This window comes from Mannheimia sp. USDA-ARS-USMARC-1261 (genome assembly GCF_000521605.1).
Classification (GTDB): domain Bacteria; phylum Pseudomonadota; class Gammaproteobacteria; order Enterobacterales; family Pasteurellaceae; genus Mannheimia; species Mannheimia indoligenes.
Map to the genome: position 1 here is coordinate 934,757 of NZ_CP006942.1, position 14,992 is coordinate 949,748.

Sequence of the window (14,992 nt, forward strand, 5' to 3'; positions counted from 1 at the left end):
GGGTTTAATATGAAGAATGTATTTAAATTAGCTGCGGTATCAGCAGCTGCATTAATGTTGGCTGGTTGTTTTAACGCATCAAGTATTAATCGTGCAATGGATGCTCCAACTCCGGTTGCACGGCCAGCTTCTGAGCCTGTTGCTCCTGCTCCGGCAAAAGAATATGTGTTAAGTGGTGATTTCTTATTTGATTTTGATAAATCAACTTTGACTGCAAAAGGTAAATCAACTTTAAATAATATTGCTCGTGAAATTAAGGCAAATGGTGTAAAACGCTTAACAGTTACTGGTTATACAGACCGTTTAGGTGATGCAGCCTATAACCAAAAATTATCTGAACAGCGTGCAAATACCGCAAAATCATATTTACAAGCACAAGGTGTTAAAGCAAACATTAAAGCTATTGGTAAAGGTAAAGCAAACCAAGTTAAAGCATGTAAAGGTGAAACCGGTCAAGCACTAAAAGACTGCTTAAAACCAAATCGTCGTGTTGTTATTCGTGCAAACTAATAATCTACTAACACTATAAATAATAGAAGCCCTTCGTATACGAAGGGCTTCTAGTTATTATAGCCAAAAAAGTTTAGCTATAATAAAAAACACAGCGAAATGCTGTGTTCTATAAATTCAATAACTTACTTTTCTATTTTTTTCGTTTGAATAGGAAAGAAATAACGGTAAGAACCAAAAATACGAAAAATAAAATTTTTGCAATTTCAGTTGCACTTCCGGCTATACCTCCAAACCCCAAAAATGCTGCCACGATGGCGATAATAAAAAATACTACAGCATAATGTAACATAGTGATCTCCTTATATATGTTTTTGATTAATGCATTTTGAATGTAACATAACTAAATAGCTTTTCGCAAGCAGCAGTATTTAATTAAAAAATTTAAATTAATCCTGATTAATTCGGCTTGAAATCGCACTTTGTTGATTTTTATATTTTGCATCTTCTCGTGCATTATAAGGTTTAGCGGCATCACCACTTAGAATTTCAAAACTTAATGCACCTATTGCCATATTTGGGCGGAGGGCAAGGGGTAATTTACCGGCATTGAAAAATTCCAAAACAATTTTGCCTTCCCAACCCGGATCGATACGGTGGGCGGTAACGTGAACCATCAATCCAAGTCTGGCAAGTGAGGAGCGTCCATCTAACCAACCAACAATATTGGCAGGTAAACTGACCGATTCAAGAGTTGTCGCAAGGGCAAGATCACCTGGGTGTAGGAAAAAGGCTTCGTCATCGCCAATAATAATTTCATCGCTCATTACTTTGTTTAATTGAGCGGTAACCTCTTCACGAGGACCACTTAAATCAATATAAGGCGTGTTATGCTCACGAAAAACACGGAATGAATTACCTAAACGTACATCTGCTGTTGCACCGGAAATTTTATCATCAGAAGGACGAGGCTTAATACTGATAATGCCTTCATCTAAGTAACGTTTAATATCGGTGTCGCATAAACGCATATTTTGCTCCTATTTGAGTAACTGTTTGATTTGGGCTTTGAGAATATCGATCGCAATACGGTTTTTGCCGCCTTTTGGCACAATGATATCGGCATATTGTTTTGATGGTTCAATAAATTGTAAGAACATTGGGCGAACCGTTTTGCGATATTGGGTAATTACCGATTCCATTGAACGACCACGTTCCACCATATCACGTTGTAAGCGGCGGATAAAGCAAATATCTAATGGAGCATCAACGAAAATAGAAACATTCAGTTCATTACGGATATGTTCATCGGTCAGAAGCAAAATACCTTCTAAAATAATAATTTTTTTCGGCTCGAAGTGTTTGGTGGTCGTTTTACGATTATGCTCGGTGTAATCGTACTCGGGAATTTCAATCGCTTTGCCTTGTTTTAGTTGGCGTAGATGATCAACCAGTAAATGATGATCCATTGAGTTAGGGTGGTCGTAGTTGGTTTTAATGCGTTCGTCCATTGTTAAATGAGATTGATCTCGGTAATAAGCATCTTCAGAAATAATGCCAATATTATCTGTTCCCAATTCATTTTTCAGCTCTTTATAAATGGTCGAGGCAATCAGGCTTTTCCCCGATGCAGAAGCTCCGGCAATGGCAATAACAACACAAGATGGTTGTTGAGCAGTATCAGTCATAAAAATTTCCTATTCATTTAAAAAGTATCCTGTAAATTATACCCAATTTTTGCAAAATTTTCTGTATAATCGACCGCTTGTAATTGATTTTGAGGAAAAAATGAATACTTTTATTCAAGGATTTGTTGTTTGTTTTGGTTTAATTGTGTCAATTGGGGCACAAAATGCCTTTTTGTTAAAGCAGGGCATTTTAAAACAACACGTTTTTTGGGTTGCATTAATCTGTTTTTTAGGTGATGTATTTTTAATGACGATTGGCGTGCTAGGACTTGGGACAGTCATTTCAGAATTACCTGTTCTCAGTTTAATTATTTCGCTCTTAGGTGCAATTTTTCTATTTACTTACGGTAGTCGTTCATTTATTAGCGTATTTAAAAGCGGAGATTCTCTTGTTGCAAGTGGAGAGAATGCCTCAAGTCTTAAAAAAGCTTTAATGATTACTTTTGCCATTACCTTTTTAAATCCTCATGTTTATATTGATACTGTTGTAATTGTTGGCAGTATTGGCGGGAAATTAGACTTTGAAGGTAAGATGTATTTCTTAGTAGGTGCGTTACTTTGTTCGTTTTTATGGTTTTTTGGGCTAGGGTATGGAGCAAGATTACTTTCACCTTATTTTGCTAAGCGTAGAACTTGGCAAATTTTAGATGCAATTACAGGCTTGATTATGTATTTCATCGCTTTTAGCTTACTGATTTATGCATATCAACTTATGCAGCAAATTTTATAATGGGTTAAATTTTTCATTGCTGAATACCGCTATTTTTTGCTATATTAGTAGCAATGTTTGCACGATATAGTGCCTGATTTATTTAATAATTTTATTTGACGGATTCTTTATATGTTTAAAAAATTTTTAGGATTATTTTCAAACGATCTTTCTATCGATCTTGGAACAGCCAATACATTAGTTTATGTGAAAGGGCAAGGTATCGTTTTAGATGAGCCATCGGTAGTTGCGGTTAGACAAGATCGTATGGGATCGCTAAAAAGCATTGCCGCAGTAGGCTCACACGCAAAATTGATGTTGGGTCGTACCCCAAAAAGCATTATGGCAATCCGTCCAATGAAAGATGGTGTTATTGCAGATTTTTTTGTAACGGAAAAAATGTTACAACACTTTATCAAACAAGTGCATAGTAATAATTTTATGCGTCCAAGTCCTCGTGTATTGGTTTGTGTGCCGGCAGGAGCAACCCAAGTAGAACGTCGTGCTATTAAAGAATCAGCAATTGGTGCGGGTGCACGTGAAGTGTATTTAATTGAAGAACCAATGGCTGCTGCTATCGGTGCAGGTTTGCCTGTACACGAAGCAATGGGGTCGATGGTGATTGATATCGGTGGAGGTACAACTGAAGTTGCTGTACTTTCTTTAAACGGCATTGTTTATTCAACCTCTGTTCGCATTGGTGGTGATAAATTAGATGAAGCTATTATTGCCTATGTTCGCCGTCATTTTGGTTCAGCTATTGGTGAAGCAACTGCTGAACGTATCAAGCAAGAAATTGCAACAGCTAAAATTGAATCTGATGATGATATTAAAACAATGGAAGTACACGGTCATAACTTGGCAGAAGGTGCACCTCGTACTTTTGAATTGAATTCAAAACACGTTTTAGAAGCCATTGAACAACCATTAAACGGTATTGTTGAAGCGGTTAAATCAGTATTAGAGCAATGTCCGCCAGAATTAGCAGCTGATATTTTTGAGCGTGGAATGGTTCTAACAGGCGGTGGAGCATTACTACATAATCTAGATCGCCTGCTTTCGGATTCAACTGGTGTTCAAGTTGTTGTGGCGGAAGACCCACTTACTTGTGTAGCACGTGGTGGCGGTAAAGCACTAGAAATGATCGATATGCATGGTGGAGATGTATTTAGCTCTGATGAATAATCATTTTTTCTAGTTAGATAATAAATTGAAAGTTGGCAATGGATATGATCTATTGTCAATTTTCGTTATATATTCCCAATAAATTTCACATTATATTTTCTAATGAAACCAATTTTTGCTAAAGCTCCTTCTCTAGGAATGCGTCTAATTATTGCAGTAATCTTATCTATTATACTGATTATTTCTGATGGTCGAAGTTCGTTGATGATTCAAGCTCGTAATATCTTAGAAACAACGGTTAGTGGATTATATTACTTTGCAAATACGCCTCGCTCAATCTTAGACGGTGTGAGTGGCAATTTTATTGATAACAATAAATTACAGTTGGAAAATAATTTACTAAAAGAGCAATTAAGAGAAAAAAGTGCAGACTTACTACTCCTTGATCAATTAAAGGTAGAAAATCAACGCTTAAGATTGTTATTAAGTTCGCCACTCCGTCAAGATGAATATAAAAAGATTGGAGAGGTTTTGGCAGCTGAGATGGACGCTTACCGCCAGCAAGTTATTATTAATCAAGGTCGTTTAGATGGGGCTTTTGTCGGGCAGCCTATAATTGATGAAAGAGGTGTTGTAGGGCAAATTATTTCCGTAGGCGAAAAATCCAGTCGTGTGTTACTTTTAACTGACATTACCCACGCCACTCCGGTGCAAGTATTACGCAATGATGTGCGTGGTATTGTGAATGGCACAGGGTTAAATAATGAATTAGTTGTTGATAATTTACCTCGCTCTATTGATGTAGTAAAAGGTGATGTATTAGTTACCTCCGGCTTAGGCGGACGCTTTCCAGAAGGGTATCCCGTTGCAGTTGTCGAAACAGTCGAAAATGATACAAAAAGCCAATTTGCCAGAATTGTTGCCAGACCATTAGCTTCATTTGATCGTTTACGTTATCTATTATTACTTTGGCCCACAGCAGAAGAGAAGAATTACAGCCGAAGTTTATCGCCTGAGCAAGTACGTGAAGCTGTGGAAGAAAGACGAAACAGTGTCAATCCGTTTGAACGATTAAAGAAGATGTCAAATAAGAAAACAGAGGTTCAGTTGGATTCCAAAGAAGAGCAAATTGAAACAGAAGAAATAAACGAAAATCCGGCATCACAGTCTGAGCCGGAAGGTGATGAAGGCCATCATATAGAACAAGGAGCTGAATAATGAGAACAAACCCGATTTTTCAGATCCTGGTTATTCTCGCAATTTTTGTGATTGCTTTTGTGTTGGAAATTATGCCTTGGCCGGTTGGTTTTCAAGGATTACGCCCCACGTGGGTAGTATTGGTGCTAATCTACTGGGCATTAGCTCTGTCTGATAAAATTAGCGTTGGCACAGCTTTTTTAGCCGGTATTGTGTGGGATCTAATTTTAGGTTCAATTTTAGGTATTCACGCACTAATATTGTCTATTGCTATTTATTTTGTTGCGAAATACCACCTTATTTTGCGTAACTTATCACTTTGGCTACAAAGTTTACTGGTTATGGCATATATTGTTCTGATCCGCTTCGCTATTTTTGTCGTTGAATTCATTTTACATAGTGCTGAATTTAATTCACAAGAGATATTCGGAGCAATAATCAGCGGTGTACTTTGGCCTTGGATTTTCCTACTGATGCGTCATATTCGCCGCCAACTTCGCTTACGCTAAGGGAGAGAGATGAGTAGCTTGTCTTTTGATTTTGCAGAAGATTTTCGACCGCTTGCAGCAAGAATGCGTCCTCAAAATTTAGCTGAATATATGGGTCAATCTCATCTGATCGGCGAAGGCAAACCACTGCGTAGAGCGATTGAAGCAGGACATAGTCATTCTATGATTTTCTGGGGTCCTCCGGGAACAGGGAAAACGACATTAGCCGAAATTATTGCTCATCATTTTGATGCTGAAGTGGAACGTATTTCAGCGGTAACCAGCGGTGTAAAAGAGATTCGAGAAGCAATTGAGCGAGCAAAATTAAATCGACAAGCAGGCAGACGAACATTACTCTTTGTTGATGAAGTTCATCGTTTCAACAAAAGTCAGCAAGATGCATTTTTACCCCATATTGAAGATGGCACGATCATCTTTATTGGTGCGACAACGGAGAACCCTTCATTTGAGCTTAATAATGCGTTACTTTCACGAGCGAGAATTTACATCTTAAAGCCACTACAAGCGGTCGAAATTTTAAAAATTTTGCAAATAGCAGTGGCAGATGTAGAACGTGGGTTAGGTAATGAAAAATTACTGCTTGAAGATGATGTACTGACATTACTTGCCAATTATGTAAATGGCGATGCTCGTTTTGCCTTAAATTGCCTAGAGTTAATGGCAGATATGGCAGAAAGCACCTCTCAAGGTAAAGTGTTAAACAAAGCATTACTTACCGAAGTATTGGGCGAGCGACAAGCTCGTTTTGATAAAGGGGGAGATCGTTATTATGATCTAATTTCTGCTCTCCATAAATCCATTCGTGGTTCATCACCGGATGGGGCATTATATTGGTATGCTCGCATTTTAACTGTGGGTGGCGATCCGCTTTATGTAGCAAGACGATTACTGGCAATTGCTTCAGAAGATATTGGTAATGCAGACCCCAGAGCAATGCAAATTGCCATAGCGGCGTGGGATTGTTTTACCAGAGTTGGGGCTTATGAAGGGGAAAGAGCTATCGCCCAAGCGATTATTTATCTTGCAGTTGCCCCTAAAAGTAATGCGGTTTATCAAGCTTTCAATGAAGCTAAACGCTTAGCAAAAGAAGCAAAAGATTATGATGTACCGGAACATTTACGTAATGCTCCGACAAATTTAATGAAATCATTAGGCTACGGTGAAGAGTACCGTTATGCTCATAATGAACCGAATGCTTATGCTGCGGGGGAAAATTATTTTCCGCCTGAACTTCAAAACACGCAATTCTATTTTCCTTCAGAACGAGGAATGGAAAAGCAGATTAAAGAAAAAATGGCTTGGCTGAAAACACAAGATGAATTAAGCGAGATCAAGCGGTATAAATAATCCATAAATTTACAAAATGTGATGAAAAAGCGACCGCTTGTTGTTATTTGGAAGAGATATGTTTGATATTTTATTACCTGCGTGGCTTGCAGGTGTTTGTTTAGCCTTTATTACAGCACCGCTCGGTGCTTTTGTTGTTTGGCGGAAGATGGCGTATTTTGGCGATACACTTTCCCATTCGGCATTATTAGGCGTAGCTCTTGGTATTTTTCTGCAAATTGATCCTTACATTGCTGTCATTGTAATGACAATTATCTTAGCAATTTTATTAGTTTGGCTTGAACAGAAAACTAATTATTCAGTTGATACTGTTTTAGGGATTATCGCCCATACCAGTCTTTCTCTCGGTGTGATTACCATTAGTTTGCTGGATAACGTGAGAGTAGATTTAATGTCTTACTTATTTGGCGATTTGTTGGCAATTAATTTTTCTGATGTGATTTTTATTGGGGCAGGTGCAATTCTGATCTTATCGGTACTGATGATATTCTGGAAACGTTTATTATCCATCACAATTAGCCCGGAACTTGCTCAAATTGAAGGTTTAAATGTTGCTCGCTTGCGTTTGTTATTGATGATTTTAACCGCATTAACCATTGCATTAAGTATGAAATTTGTGGGGGCATTAATCATTACCTCGTTGCTAATTATTCCGTCTGCAACAGCAAGGCGTTTTGCTAAAATGCCTGAAAAAATGGTCTTTATTGCTATTTTATTTAGCATTATTGCAGTAACAGGGGGATTGTTGCTATCGGGTTGGAAGGATACTCCGGCAGGTCCATCGGTAGTAATTTGTGCCGGAATGCTCTTTTTAATTTCACTATTTAAAAAAGAATACAATTAAATGGCATAAAAAAGGCATATATTATAATAATAAGACATAATATTTTTGCGGAAATGGCGTTGAAATTTTCTATCAATCTGCTTAAATATTATCATTAGTTTTGTAGTAACTCCTTGAGAATTAAAGAATTAAATTATGTGTCAATTACTTGGAATGAATTGTAATACGCCGACGGATATTACCTTTTCTTTTGATGGCTTTCGTCGGCGTGGGGGATTAACCGACCATCACACTGATGGATTCGGCATCGCATTTTTTGAAGGAAAAGGTGTACGAGTTTTTCGTGATAATCGACCGGGAGCTTCATCGCCAATGGCGGAATCTATTAGTCAATATCAAATCAAATCGCTGAATGTGATTGCTCATATCCGAAAAGCTACACGAGGTGATGTGAATTTAGAAAATACTCACCCTTTTATTCGTGAATTATGGGGAGAAAATTGGGTTTTTGCTCATAATGGTACAGTTGAGGGAGTGGGTGTTTGTGAAGAGTGCCACTATCAACCGATTGGTACAACAGACTCCGAAGCCGCATTTTGCCGAATTGTATCGGAATTAAAAGAGATGTATCCGGCAAAACCAAGCGAAAAAGAGATTTTTGATGCAGTGGTGAAGGTAACAGAAAGAATTGCGGAACACGGTGTATTTAATTTTATTTTATCGAATGGGCATTGGATGATTGCTCGTTGTACAACTAAGCTTCATTATGTATGTCGTAAAGCCCCATTTGGTAAAGCATTACGTGATGATGATGTTTCAATTGATTTCAGCCAATATACCAAAATTACCGATAAAGTAACAATTATCACAACTCAGCCACTGACAAAAAATGAAAATTGGATAAAAATGAAAAATGGTGGTTACGTATTTTTTAAAGATGGTGATGTGCTTTATGAAATTGAAGGTACGCTACCGGAAGCTAAACCTCACGTTTAATCTCTAAAAAAACCTAGCATCTGCTAGGTTTTTTCTTAGTTTTCACGCTTAACAATAAAATCAGCCAACTCTTTTAATGCAGTAGTATCAAAAGGCAGTTGTTCAAGAGAGGAGAGAGCGGTTTGGTAAAGTGTTTCGGCTTTTTGCTTTGCTCCATCTAATCCTAGTAATTTAGGGTAAGTGCTTTTATTTAAATTTTCATCAGAGCCCACCGTTTTACCAATTTTATCAGTTTCGCCAATTACATCTAAAATATCGTCTTGCACTTGAAAAGCTAAGCCAATCGCTTTTGCATAATTTACAAGCGGTTGTTTTATCGCTAAATTTTGCGAATGTTCGGAAAGATTAAAACCCATCATTACAGAGGAAAGAATTAATGCCCCTGTTTTATTACGGTGAATTAATTCTAACTCTTCTAAATTGACCGATTTATTTTCCGCAATCAAATCTAAACTTTGCCCTAAGCACATTCCTTTTGCACCTGAGGCGGTTGATAATTCTCTGATTTGAGCGACTTTCTCTTTGTCAGAAAGTTTAGGGTCGGTTGCGATCAATTCAAAAGCAAAACTTTGTAATGCATCGCCTGCTAAAATAGCAGTTGCTTCATCAAAGGCAATATGACAAGTTGGCTTGCCTCGACGTAATTTATCATCATCCATTGCAGGTAAATCATCGTGAACCAATGAATAAGCGTGGATAGATTCCATTGCCGCTGCACTATGATCTAATTTTTCAAGCGGCACGCCAAGCATTCTACCTGTAGCATAAATTAAAAACGGGCGAACACGCTTTCCGCCTAATAAAACCGCATATTCCATTGCGTTAATTAATGGGGAATGAAAGGCTTCGTAATGATTTAATTTTTCTGCTAGAAAATCGTTAATCCGTTTTTGTTGAGTGGTAAGGTCGGTTGCTAAGGAATAGCTCATTTTATTACTCTTTGTATTATTCTTTTGTATAGTTGCTAAGTTCTGCGGTATCATTTTTATTTAATAGAATTTGAATTCGTTGCTCCGCTTTTTGTAAGCGTTCTTGCCCTTGCTGTACCAGTTTAATTGCAGCTTCAAATTCATTAAGGGCATCTTCAAGCGGTAAATCGCCTGCTTCTAAATGGGTAACAATTGCTTCTAATTCTTTGAGAGTAGTTTCAAAATCTTGAGTTGGTTTTTTTGCCATTTTATTTGACCTATAGAGCGTTGAAGTCTTGCAAGTTTACCGTTCTCATAAGGGATTTGCAAATTCCTTTTACTTTTCGACCGCTTGTAGTATGGTATCTTAGCTTTCTAAACTGAGGATTTTCTATGCAAGTAACAGAACTGAATATTTACCCGATAAAATCCACGCAATCAACCCAAGTTTCTCAAGCTTTTGTAGAACCTAAGGGGTTAAATTTTGATCGTGAATTTATGATAACGGAATCTGACGGTAAATTTATTACTGCCCGTAAAGATGTAGAACTATACCGCCTAACGGCTTTTCCGATTGCAACAGGGCTTGTGATTAGCCATACAAGCGGTCAAAAATGTGTTGCACTTTACCAAGATTTCATTGAGGAGCAATCAAGTGAAGTATGGGGAACGCATTTTTATTCTAAAGTGGCAGACAAGCGTGTTAATCAATGGCTAAGCGAAATTTTAGGAAGAGAAGTGCAACTTCGTTGGTTGGGTAGTCAAAGCCAACGTAAGGTTGAAAACTTTGCAGATAATCCATTGAGTTTTGCAGATAGTCATCCGGTTACTTTGATGTCGCTCAAATCCCTTGAGCAAGTGCAAGAATGGTCGCCAATTCCAATCGAAATGGCTCGTTTTCGCCCAAATATTGTGATTGATGGCAATATTGCTTTTGAAGAAGAGAGTTGGGAACAAATTCAAATTGGTGAGGTCTTATTTCGCAAGTCAGCCCTTTGTACTCGATGTGTGCTGATTACCCGCAATTTATCTACGTTAGAATTAGACCCTCAAGCAGAGCCTTTCCGAACGTTGAAACAAAAGCATACAAATGATAAGGGAAAGCCTGTTTTCGGCATTCACCTTGTGCCACAAAATAGTGGTATTATTAGAGTAGGCGACACTATCACTATTCAATTATAACAATTTTAAATTTTTAAAAGGAGATTCAAATGTATCAACGCAGTCAATCCAGAACTGTGCTATTCCCGATCCTGCTATTTGTTGGGATTAATCTATTTATTTTAACATTATCCCGCTTGGCTTTAGGTATTTGGCAAGCTGATCGAATATCAGCAGTTGATGGCTGGATACCATTAATGTTACAAGGCATTCGTATTGATGTATCCGCATTATGTTGGCTTTTTGGTTTACCTGCATTATTGAGCGTATTTTTCTTTCATAAAAATGCACTCGGCTCAATTTGGCGGATTATTTTAAGAATTTGGCTAACTGCAGGTAGTGTGTTTATTCTTTTTATGGAAGTTGCTACACCAAATTTTATTGAGACCTTTGATCTCCGCCCTAATCGCCTTTTCATTGAGTATTTAGTTCACCCAAAAGAAGTATTCACAATGTTGATTAATGGTCATTTATGGGCTGTTATTTGTGGTGTTGCTGTATTTATTATCTCATTAATGATTTATTGGAAATTATCAGGTTGGGCAACAAAAAATTTACGTTTGCCGAGTTGGAAAATACGCCCATTACTGGCTTTATTGGTTGCTGTTGCGGTGTTTGTTGGTGGACGTTCCAGTTTTGCTCATCGAGGTATAAACCCGGCAATGGTCGCATTCTCGAGTGATCCTCTTGTAAATTCACTGGTGTTAAACTCAGGCTATTCTGTACTTTATGCAGTACAACAGTTGAAAGATGAAGATAAATCTTCGGAGCAATATGGCAAAATGTCTGTTGAAGAAATGCTAAGTATTGTTAAACAGGTTCGAAATCGTCCAAATTCTGATTATATACTAGATGAAATTCCAACCTTGACTGAAAATAAAGCCACTTATCAAGGTAAACCTAAAAATATTGTAATTGTTTTAGAGGAAAGCTTAGGGGCTCAGTTTGTTGGCTCATTAGGCGGTAAAAATCTCACGCCAAATTTAGACAAGCTTTCAGAACAAGGGTGGTATTTTACGAATTTGTATGCCACAGGCACTCGCTCAGTAAGAGGAATTGAAGCGGTAACAACCGGTTTTACACCAACGCCAGCAAGGGCGGTAGTAAAACTCACAAAAAGCCAAAACAACTTTTTTAGCATTGCGGAATTATTAAAGCGTCAAGGCTACCATACTTCTTTTATTTATGGTGGGGAAAAGCATTTTGATAATATGGCTAGTTTCTTCTATGGCAATGGTTTCCAACAAATTATTGACGAAAAAGATTACCAGAACCCTAAATTTACAGCAACCTGGGGGGTAAGTGATGAAGATCTTTTTGATAAGGCGAATGAAACCTTTACGCAGCTCTATAAAGAGGAAAAACCATTCTTTAGCTTGGTATTTAGCTCAAGTAATCACGATCCTTTTGAGTTTCCGGACGGTAAAATTGAATTATACGAGCAACCAAAACAAACTCGTAACAATGCGGCAAAATACGCCGACTATGCGATCGGGCATTTTTTTGAGTTAGCGAAAAAATCAGATTATTGGAAAGATACGGTATTTTTAGTGATTGCAGATCACGATTCACGAGCTGTTGGTGAGCATTTAGTACCAATTCAACATTTTCACATACCTGCGTTATTACTGGGTGAAAATATAGAACCAAGATTGGATAATCGTTTAGTTAGCCAGTTAGATATGCCAACAACATTACTTTCGGTCGCAGGTGTGAGCGGGCAATATCCAATGCTAGGTTATGATTTAACACAAGATATTGATCCAAATCGGGCTTTTATGCAATATGATGCAACACAAGCGATGATGAAAGGTAATGATGTGGTTGTAATGCGACCAAACTTACCGATTGAAGGCTTTATGTATGATAAAGCAACTTTTAATCTAACGCCTAAAGAGCAACCGGAGGCTTTTAAGAAAGAAGCATTGGCTCACGCATTACTTGGCAGCTATTTATATAAAAATCAGTTATATAAATTACCACCCGAAAGTAAAGAGTAAAGAAAACTAACAGAGAGAGGGCTGCAATATTTTTATCAAAAATGACCGCTTGTCCTCTCTCTAAATTTGTTAGGTTATTTTAAAAATAATGCTGCTGCACCACGTGTGCCGCCTGAATCGCCGTGAATGGCTTTTTTAATAACAGGTACTTTAGCTGAACGCATTAAATGTTTCGGCAGAGCTTTTGGCAAAGCTTCGTAAATATAGTCGAAGTTAGATAAACCGCCACCAAATACAATCATATCCGGATCTAAAACGGTAATAAGATTACCAATACTAACTGCCATTAACTCAATATACTTCTCAACAAATTCTACAACTTTCGGCTCGTTATTGTAGAAACGCTCTATAATCTCTTTAGCCGATATTTTCTCGCCAACTAAATCGTTAAAGAGTAATTCAAAACCACGACCGGAAATATAAGTATCTAAGCAAGCCTGATTACCACAACCACATTCATAAATTGGCGTTTTATCCCAACCCAATAATTTTAACGCGTGATAATTTAACTGCATATGCCCAACTTCGCCAGCCATACCAATTCTGCCTGAATGGACTTTGCCGTCAAAAACAATTCCGCCACCAAAACCTGTGCCGATAATTAAGCCAAGCACGGTTGAAAAAGATTGATTACTTTCGTCCCAAGCTTCGGAAAGAGCGAAACAGTTTGCATCGTTTTCTGCACGTACTTCACGCCCTAAACGCTCGCTCAAATCTTTAATAATAGCTTTACCGTCTGCAACACGGATATTCGTAATTTCCGCAATCCCTGTTTCACGGTTTACAAAACCGGGTAAGCCTAATCCTACAGAGCCTTTTTCACCAAATTTTACATCGGCATTATTGACTAAGTTCTCAATGGTATTGAGCCAATCCTCGTAATGAGTTTGTGGGGTTGGCACACGTTCACTGTGCAGTTTTTCTAATTTTTCATTGAAAGCGGCAAGCTCAATTTTTGTGCCGCCGACATCTAAGCCGTAATAAATTGCCATAATTATGCTCTCTTATGAAATAAGTTAAATGGATTTGTCTTTTGCAACCAAGGCACAAACCACACAAAAAGTGCTAAGTTTGTTAAAAATGCGAGTAAGCTACTAATAAATAAATCAATCGGGTAGTGCATACCTAATCTTAAACGACTAATTAACATTAATGCAGCCCAAATAATTGCAAAAATATGAGCAAAAACGACCGCTTGTCCACGCATATTGAGGCAGAATCCGACTACTAAGAGCAGCCAAGAAACCGCAAAGATCGTATGACCAGACGGGAAAGAGTAGCCAACTTCTTTCGCTTGATGAGCTGTTACAAAATTTTGTTGCGGACCGATTTTTTCAGTAACCGCTAAGCCTCGTTGCTCGCGTGTTAATTTGTAGAAATCAACAGATTTGTCTTCAAACAGTGCAGAAACAAAGGGTCTAGGTTCTTGGAAGGTTGATTTCATCGCAGTCTTGAGACCTTGGGTTGCTACCATTGAGGCAACACAAACCGCAATCACAAAAAACAACGAATAACGCTTTCTCACAACCCAAGCTAATAATAAGGTGAAAATCACGCAAGTAGCGATGGCATAAGGTACAGAACCTGTTTCAGTGATTAAAAATAAAAAGTAGTCAAAACCATATTCAGGGTATTGAATAGCCAAAGACCATTGCCAGTTTGCCAGCCAAGTAACAACAGGGATCAACAGCATCGCCAGCGTATAAAGAGAGAATTTTTTAAACATAGATATTCTGTTAAAAAACCGCTTGAAAAATACAAGCGGTTATATTTGTGAAAAATTTTGCAAATTTAGATAGCTTTAGTGGCTTTCGGTAAAGTGATTTTTTTCTCTTCACTTTGGCGGTAAAGAACCAAAATATGCCCGATGGTTTGTACTTCAGATGCCTTAGTTTCACGCAAAATCGCATCAATTATCAGTTGCTTCGTTTCACGATCTGCACCTGCCACTTTCACTTTAATCAGCTCGTGGTGGTTTAATGCGTTGTCGATTTCAGCTAAAACACCTTCAGTTAAGCCGTTACCGCCTAGCATTACAACAGGGCTTAAATGATGTGCTAAACCTTTTAAATATTGCTTTTGTTTGGTTGTTAATTTAATTGACATTCTTGTATCCGT

18 protein-coding genes are annotated in these 14,992 nt (G+C 37.8%); 10 read left to right on the top strand and 8 right to left on the bottom strand.

Annotation, left to right across the window (positions count from 1 at the left end; translation table 11 throughout):
- Nucleotides 1-9: 9 nt before the first annotated feature.
- Entirely contained in the window at nt 10-510 is a 501-nt protein-coding gene (locus X781_RS04505) for an OmpA family protein (protein WP_025235772.1), read from the top strand.
- A gap of 133 nt (nt 511-643) precedes the next feature.
- Here the strand turns inward: X781_RS04505 and X781_RS11875 are convergent, their stop codons facing one another.
- The 3 genes from X781_RS11875 to udk form a co-directional block, all read right to left on the bottom strand.
- On the bottom strand, nt 644-802 hold the full coding sequence (locus X781_RS11875) for a DUF1328 domain-containing protein (RefSeq protein WP_025235773.1): 159 nt from the start codon (nt 800-802) through the stop codon (nt 644-646).
- 97 nt (nt 803-899) lie between these two features.
- Nucleotides 900-1,481: a dCTP deaminase gene (gene dcd, locus X781_RS04515; protein WP_025235774.1), complete on the bottom strand. Its 582-nt coding sequence runs from the start codon at nt 1,479-1,481 to the stop codon at nt 900-902.
- 9 nt (nt 1,482-1,490) lie between these two features.
- A complete protein-coding gene (udk, locus tag X781_RS04520) occupies nt 1,491-2,138 on the bottom strand; it encodes a uridine kinase (protein WP_025235775.1) in 648 nt (215 codons plus the stop codon).
- 100 nt (nt 2,139-2,238) lie between these two features.
- On the opposite strand from udk, the gene X781_RS04525 reads away from it, so the two are divergent.
- The 7 genes from X781_RS04525 to X781_RS04555 all read left to right on the top strand — a co-directional run bounded on the left by X781_RS04525 (nt 2,239) and on the right by X781_RS04555 (nt 8,805).
- Nucleotides 2,239-2,868 (top strand): LysE/ArgO family amino acid transporter, encoded by a 630-nt coding sequence (locus X781_RS04525; protein ID WP_025235776.1) that lies wholly within the window; start codon nt 2,239-2,241, stop codon nt 2,866-2,868.
- Nucleotides 2,869-2,979: 111 nt separating this feature from the next.
- On the top strand, nt 2,980-4,032 hold the full coding sequence (locus X781_RS04530; protein WP_025235777.1) for a rod shape-determining protein: 1,053 nt from the start codon (nt 2,980-2,982) through the stop codon (nt 4,030-4,032).
- A 102-nt stretch (nt 4,033-4,134) separates the two neighbouring features.
- Nucleotides 4,135-5,190, top strand: coding sequence for a rod shape-determining protein MreC (gene mreC, locus X781_RS04535; protein WP_025235778.1), 1,056 nt, complete (start codon nt 4,135-4,137; stop codon nt 5,188-5,190).
- A complete protein-coding gene (gene mreD, locus X781_RS04540; protein ID WP_025235779.1) occupies nt 5,190-5,678 on the top strand; it encodes a rod shape-determining protein MreD in 489 nt (162 codons plus the stop codon). The genes mreC and mreD overlap by 1 nt, the downstream gene beginning before the upstream one ends.
- 9 nt (nt 5,679-5,687) lie before the next feature.
- On the top strand, nt 5,688-7,025 hold the full coding sequence (locus X781_RS04545) for a replication-associated recombination protein A (protein ID WP_025235780.1): 1,338 nt from the start codon (nt 5,688-5,690) through the stop codon (nt 7,023-7,025).
- A gap of 58 nt (nt 7,026-7,083) precedes the next feature.
- Nucleotides 7,084-7,869, top strand: coding sequence for a zinc ABC transporter permease subunit ZnuB (gene znuB / locus X781_RS04550; RefSeq protein ID WP_025235781.1), 786 nt, complete (start codon nt 7,084-7,086; stop codon nt 7,867-7,869).
- Between the two features lie 135 nt (nt 7,870-8,004).
- Complete coding sequence (locus X781_RS04555) at nt 8,005-8,805, top strand: class II glutamine amidotransferase (RefSeq protein WP_025235782.1); 801 nt, start codon at nt 8,005-8,007, stop codon at nt 8,803-8,805.
- Nucleotides 8,806-8,840: 35 nt separating this feature from the next.
- On the opposite strand, the gene ispA is transcribed toward X781_RS04555, so the two are convergent.
- On the bottom strand, nt 8,841-9,734 hold the full coding sequence (gene ispA, locus X781_RS04560; protein ID WP_025235783.1) for a (2E,6E)-farnesyl diphosphate synthase: 894 nt from the start codon (nt 9,732-9,734) through the stop codon (nt 8,841-8,843).
- Nucleotides 9,735-9,750: 16 nt separating this feature from the next.
- The gene (gene xseB / locus X781_RS04565; protein ID WP_025235784.1) at nt 9,751-9,981 is read right to left on the bottom strand and encodes an exodeoxyribonuclease VII small subunit; all 231 of its coding nucleotides are present in this window, start codon (nt 9,979-9,981) and stop codon (nt 9,751-9,753) included.
- Between the two features lie 125 nt (nt 9,982-10,106).
- Here xseB and X781_RS04570 point away from each other — a divergent pair, with 125 nt between their 5' ends.
- Together X781_RS04570 and X781_RS04575 are read left to right on the top strand one after the other, a co-directional pair.
- Nucleotides 10,107-10,895 carry an MOSC domain-containing protein gene (locus X781_RS04570; RefSeq protein ID WP_025235785.1) on the top strand — a complete coding sequence of 263 codons (789 nt, stop codon included), beginning with the start codon at nt 10,107-10,109 and terminating at the stop codon, nt 10,893-10,895.
- Between the two features lie 29 nt (nt 10,896-10,924).
- Nucleotides 10,925-12,874 (top strand): LTA synthase family protein, encoded by a 1,950-nt coding sequence (locus tag X781_RS04575; protein WP_025235786.1) that lies wholly within the window; start codon nt 10,925-10,927, stop codon nt 12,872-12,874.
- A gap of 74 nt (nt 12,875-12,948) precedes the next feature.
- Here X781_RS04575 and nagK read toward each other — a convergent pair whose 3' ends face one another.
- The 3 genes from nagK to yhbY form a co-directional block, all read right to left on the bottom strand.
- Nucleotides 12,949-13,866, bottom strand: a complete 918-nt coding sequence (gene nagK / locus X781_RS04580; RefSeq protein ID WP_025235787.1) for an N-acetylglucosamine kinase — start codon at nt 13,864-13,866, stop codon at nt 12,949-12,951.
- A 2-nt stretch (nt 13,867-13,868) separates the two neighbouring features.
- Nucleotides 13,869-14,600 carry a phosphatase PAP2 family protein gene (locus X781_RS04585; protein ID WP_025235788.1) on the bottom strand — a complete coding sequence of 244 codons (732 nt, stop codon included), beginning with the start codon at nt 14,598-14,600 and terminating at the stop codon, nt 13,869-13,871.
- 65 nt (nt 14,601-14,665) lie between these two features.
- Nucleotides 14,666-14,980, bottom strand: coding sequence for a ribosome assembly RNA-binding protein YhbY (gene yhbY / locus X781_RS04590; protein WP_081732099.1), 315 nt, complete (start codon nt 14,978-14,980; stop codon nt 14,666-14,668).
- Between the last annotated feature and the right edge of the window lie 12 nt (nt 14,981-14,992).